Origin of the sequence: Labilibaculum filiforme (genome assembly GCF_002843315.1) — a bacterium.
GTDB lineage: Bacteria > Bacteroidota > Bacteroidia > Bacteroidales > Marinifilaceae > Labilibaculum > Labilibaculum filiforme.
The window spans coordinates 1-4,875 of sequence record NZ_MVDD01000038.1 but is presented as its reverse complement, the minus strand read 5'-3'; the positions used below and the strand labels follow the sequence as shown (position 1 = coordinate 4,875).

7 protein-coding genes are annotated in these 4,875 nt (G+C 34.0%); 4 read left to right on the top strand and 3 right to left on the bottom strand.

Features of this window, described 5'->3' with window-relative positions; translation table 11 throughout:
* The 3 genes from BZG02_RS20500 to BZG02_RS20490 all read left to right on the top strand — a co-directional run.
* Positions 1 to 448, top strand: a 448-nt coding sequence (locus BZG02_RS20500) for a tetratricopeptide repeat protein (protein WP_143470531.1), incomplete at its 5' end; no start/stop codon positions are given.
* A 507-nt stretch (positions 449 to 955) separates the two neighbouring features.
* Complete coding sequence (locus BZG02_RS20495) at positions 956 to 1,936, top strand: replication initiation protein (RefSeq protein ID WP_101263613.1); 981 nt, start codon at positions 956 to 958, stop codon at positions 1,934 to 1,936.
* Positions 1,937 to 2,110: 174 nt separating this feature from the next.
* A complete protein-coding gene (locus BZG02_RS20490; RefSeq protein WP_101263612.1) occupies positions 2,111 to 2,374 on the top strand; it encodes a hypothetical protein in 264 nt (87 codons plus the stop codon).
* Between the two features lie 21 nt (positions 2,375 to 2,395).
* Here the strand turns inward: BZG02_RS20490 and BZG02_RS20485 are convergent, their stop codons facing one another.
* The 3 genes from BZG02_RS20485 to BZG02_RS20475 form a co-directional block, all read right to left on the bottom strand.
* Positions 2,396 to 2,773 carry a hypothetical protein gene (locus BZG02_RS20485; protein WP_101263611.1) on the bottom strand — a complete coding sequence of 126 codons (378 nt, stop codon included), beginning with the start codon at positions 2,771 to 2,773 and terminating at the stop codon, positions 2,396 to 2,398.
* 11 nt (positions 2,774 to 2,784) lie between these two features.
* Positions 2,785 to 3,546 (bottom strand): relaxase/mobilization nuclease domain-containing protein, encoded by a 762-nt coding sequence (locus BZG02_RS20480; RefSeq protein ID WP_101263610.1) that lies wholly within the window; start codon positions 3,544 to 3,546, stop codon positions 2,785 to 2,787.
* 131 nt (positions 3,547 to 3,677) lie between these two features.
* A complete protein-coding gene (locus BZG02_RS20475; protein WP_218972320.1) occupies positions 3,678 to 3,971 on the bottom strand; it encodes a plasmid mobilization protein in 294 nt (97 codons plus the stop codon).
* Positions 3,972 to 4,533: 562 nt separating this feature from the next.
* Here BZG02_RS20475 and BZG02_RS20465 point away from each other — a divergent pair.
* Positions 4,534 to 4,875 (top strand): tetratricopeptide repeat protein (locus tag BZG02_RS20465; protein WP_180335803.1); only part of this gene is annotated, 342 nt, incomplete at its 3' end.

The window sequence follows — 4,875 nt, the reverse complement described above, 5'->3', positions numbered from 1 at the left end:
TTTGGGTAAAGGAACTTTAAAGGATGAAAAACAAGCTTTCTATTGGTGTCAGAAAAGTGCTAAACAAGGCCATATAGATGCTCAATATAGTCTTGGAATAATGTTTTACAGAGGAAAAGGAACTTTAAAGGATGATATAAAATCTTTCTTTTGGTCCCAGAAAAGTGCTGAACAAGGCCATATGAATGCGCAATACAATTTAGCCCACATGTATGAATTAGGAACAGGAGTTTCAATAGATTATGAACAAGCTTTCTATTGGTATCAGAAAAGTGCTGAACAAGATAATTCTGCGGCCCAATGTGGCTTGGCTCTTATGTATTACTCAGGAGTTGGAGCCTTGAAAAACTACAAGAAAGCTGCTTATTGGACCAGAAAATCTTATGAAAATGGTTATGAAGAAGCAAAGAAGCTTTGGGAAGAGCTTGAATTATGGAAGTATGAATAACAATATTCTTTTAGTTAAAAAAACTAAAAGAATCCACTCAATATGGGAATATTCATCTTCAGTTTGTAGAGAATTCATATTTACTTAGCCTTGGAGACACTACGTCTATCAATACTACTTAACATGATTTACACACAGAATGATATGATAGTCAAATGGTTACGCTGTTGATTTATCATAATGACACATATTTTATATAATGTTTTTACCTACTACTTTTCTTTTCCCCATCAATTTGATTTTGTTTCAATTTTGACCTTTTTCTTCCTAAATTCTCTACTTACTTGTTTTAAGACTTGGAGTAATACATTTGTACACGCTCTACAGCCCAATGATAGTAGGCGTTTCAGAGCCAAAAAAAGACTTTTTTACGAAGTTAAAAGTCCAAAAAAAGACTTTTTTACGAAGTTAAAAAGACTTTTTTACGAAGTGTGACGTATGAAAAAAGATGATTCTTTTTGTAGGTCTTTTTTTTATATTATATTTGAGTAAACAAAACTCTAAATCATGGCTAATTTAATCTTTCAAGCAAATACCGTTACAAACGCAAGATACTTATTGTCTGCCACCCAGAAAAATATCCTTTACCGCATCTTAGATTCCTTTCAGGAAGATTTAATACTTATTCAGGATGCGGAAAAAAAAGGAGATGCAGAAGAGGTGGATCGCCTGTCCGACCTACTCTACAGGGAGCAATATTTATCTTTTAAAATTGCTGAGTTTGATAAAAATAGGAATTATGACTTCCTAATGAAGAGCGCGAAAGATATGATGAGTAAGCCTGTTGAGTATAAGATTAAACGAGGAGATAAAAACTCTCACATCATATCAAATTTAATTTCTGCAGTAGAACACAAAGAAAATTCCGAATACATTGAATTCTCGATACCTAAGCACGCAATGCCATTTTTGTTTTATCTGAAAAATGGCTTCACTACCTACCAGAAAGTAATTGCTATCTCTTTGCGCTCCAAATGGAGTAAGCGGATCTATGAGATTTGTGCACGATGGAAAGATAAAGGGGGTTACAAGATAGAACTTTCAGAACTCAGGGAGATGCTTAGTCTCGGTAATCAATACAAACAGATAGGTGAGTTTAAATCCAAAATATTGAATGTTGCACAAAAGGAAATGAAGGAATCTGCGGATATTTGGTTTGAATACAAACTTGAAAAAATAGACTCTCGCTCTTACAACTGGATTACTTTTAAAATTTACAAATCTACAGAAAATGAAGAGGTGGCAGTAAAAGCAATAAATAAAGAAAAAAAATCTTCAATGTATATCAAGACTTATAACTTCCTGCTGCAAACCTATCCTAACATGTTTGACACTAAAGCTCAGGAAATAACCGAAAGACTCGAAACGTCAGGGGATCTACAAAAGGCTTGCACAAGGTTTATGCAGATCCACAATGAAAAGGAAGATAAGACAGAAAGAATCAAGCTAACCAAGTTCATCCTGAAGGAAGACTATGGAATAATTTAATGATTTCCGCTTCGCTAATGAGGATTTTTAAAAGACTAGAACTGAAAGAATAATAATAACATTTTTTCAAATTCACAGACTGCAATATGGCGTAACTTCCTGATATTAGGTTTTTTAATTTATTTTTAAAATTATACTTACCTTTAGTATATGTAACATATTAATATATTAAGAATGAACAATACAGGTAGGAAAAAAAAGATAATAGATAAACTAAACGCTCTTGATGAAATTAAAAAAAACAAAGACTCAGGTAAATTTAGGGAGTTTTTGCTCATTCAATTAAAATACAACCAGATAGAGCTGGAAGAAGAGCACTACGAAAGCTTATGTCTTGCAATATCAAGAAGCCTCAGGGAAATAAAAAACTTTCCTGTTGCTATGAAAATAACATGGTCTAGATATAAGTCTTTGTTGAATGAAATAAGAAACCTTTAGGATGTAAATGGAGCTGGAGAACTATTTCTTCAGCTCTTGATACTTCTCCAAATAGAAATCTCTTTCCATTTTCATTTTTGCATAATCTTCCCCTTTATTCCAAGTGTACACCGAGAAGGACAATAGGATTGTGGTAAATAGCATTAGAACAACAACCATCCAATTAGGGAGTCTGAGCCTTCTGTTTTTATTTAAAGCTCTTAATTCGTCTAAAAATGCCTGTTCCTGCTTTAAACGCTCCAAGTGAATCCATTCTGCTTGTTTGCTATCAACCTTAAGCTCTGTTTTCATCGCCTCATTGACTTTATCCTCAAATCTTTGAGCGTTTTTTTTCAAGCTCTGAGTGTTCTCAATTAAGATCTCTGCTATTGTGTTAACGTTATGTCTTTTTTCTCCCATTTTTTTTACATTCAAAATCCATTACTGAAACCCTTATTTACCCTCAGTGTCTTCACTGATTTAAACGCAATCTCAAGATTGCTAAGTGTGAATTTCTTCCCAATTTCCGAAGCTTTGAAATTGAACTGATCAAACCCAACCCTATACCCCTGAAATTGCCCTGTTTTTTTATTAATAGTGGGGAAAAGGTCAATCTTTGAAGCTTTGCATAAATCCTTGAAATCATCAAAGTTTCTCGGTTTGTGATCCTTGATCAATTGGTCCATTCTTTGGCCAATCTCCTTTCTGATTCCCTTTGTATTTTCCTTGTTTAGCTCTTCCACATCTCTAGCACAAGTCAATCCTTTAGATTTAGCGACTTCATGAGCAACTCTCTGACTCGCCTTCCCGATATGATTATCCTTGTATGCCTTGCCATCAAAACCAATCCGATTGACATAGATGTGTAAATGTTTGTGTTTTTTATCCTGGTGCTTCAAAATAATTGCCTGGTGACTGGATAGATTCATCTTCTCCAGGAACTCATTTGCAATTCCTAGAAGATTGGCGTCATTTAGCTTTTCCCCATCATCAATAGATGGTGACAGAACAAAAGAAAGTGTGTTGTTTTCGCATCGCCCATTCAGATTTTGGCACATCTTAAATTCTGCTTCAACTTCCTTTCCTGTTTCTCCGATCAGGTTGTGTTTATCAATCAATTCAGCCTTGTGTTTTTCAACGGCATAGTTGATTGCATTACCTGTATGTGATATACTCTTGCCTTTGCCTATCATTTTTAATCAAGTAGATTATAATACCATCCAAACATAAGTGTAAAAGCTAATGAAAATCAGCAATATAACAGTTGTAATTATGAGAACTGCTTTCAATTTACTATACTCTCTCTTACTCTCATTATTCTTTCTCATTGCAGTTTCTTCAAGTGCTCTTGAATCTCTTCAATTGTTTGCCTTATAGATCTCACCAAGTCTGGATCTTTTATTTTAAACATGTTTGAAATCAAAACAAAATTGCGCCGGTACCGGTGCAAATCCTTGTAGATTTCCAACTCTTTTTCTGTGAGTTTGTAATCTATTTTCTGATTCAAGGCAGATCTCCGGATATACTCCGAAACCGAAAGTCCGGAATGTTCGGCTTTTTTCTCAATGATTGCTTTATCCAGACTGGTTACTCTGAATTCAATCTTTTGCTTTTTCATTATCAGGTCTCATTATTATGAATGTATAATCACACCTCTCACAATAAACAGAATAGTATGTGATTGTTTCTCCATACTTACATGGAGTGATTGTGGTTTTATCCAACTCACCACATTTTTCACAGCTTGCTTTTTTAATCCTTTCCATATTATTTCTTTTTTCTCTTTGCAACCCCGAGGAACGAGGAGGGCGTAAAGCAAGGGTTCTTTGGCTTGAAAAAATGAGAGGAACGAACATTTTGTCATGACAAAGACACATCTTGAATACTTACATCATGTAAATAACTCGCAATATACAGAATCAAGTCTTTAATTAAAAACAAACATGTTTGTTTTGTCGGCAAGGAAAAAAATTAGCTCTGAAGGAATGCAACTTGTCAACACCAAATCCGATACTATGAGAATGCCCTGGACTTGCTCTAGTGTTTTTTATTTTCAAATAATTAGTCGTTAAAAATGTATTAAAATTTAAAAGACATAATTTAGAGGAATATTGAATGTAGTAAAAGTGATAACCGAAATAAATTATAAAATGAGACATGTTAGTATTTTATTTTTTTTCATGATAATTACAACGAATATATTTAGTCAGACAAAACTTGAATCTTTAAAAAAGAAAGCTGAACAAGGCTATATGGATGCGCAATACGTGTTGGCTCTCTCCTATGCTTTGGGTGAAGGAACTTTAAAGGATGAAAAACAAGCTTTCTATTGGTGTCAGAAAAGTGCTGAACAAGGCCATGTTGATGCGCAATACATGCTGGCCCAATCTTATGTTTTGGGTAAAGGAACTTTAAAGGATGAAAAACAAGCTTTCTATTGGTGTCAGAAAAGTGCTAAACAAGGCCATATAGATGCTCAATATAGTCTTGGAATAATGTTTTACAGAGGAAAAGGAACTTTA

Coding starts and splice junctions, on each gene's coding strand:
- BZG02_RS20495 (WP_101263613.1), top strand. CDS start 956: ATGGCTAATTTAATCTTTCAAGCAAATACCGTTACAAACGCAAGATAC.
- BZG02_RS20490 (WP_101263612.1), top strand. CDS start 2,111: ATGAACAATACAGGTAGGAAAAAAAAGATAATAGATAAACTAAACGCT.
- BZG02_RS20485 (WP_101263611.1), bottom strand. CDS start 2,773: ATGGGAGAAAAAAGACATAACGTTAACACAATAGCAGAGATCTTAATT.
- BZG02_RS20480 (WP_101263610.1), bottom strand. CDS start 3,546: ATGATAGGCAAAGGCAAGAGTATATCACATACAGGTAATGCAATCAAC.
- BZG02_RS20475 (WP_218972320.1), bottom strand. CDS start 3,971: ATGAAAAAGCAAAAGATTGAATTCAGAGTAACCAGTCTGGATAAAGCA.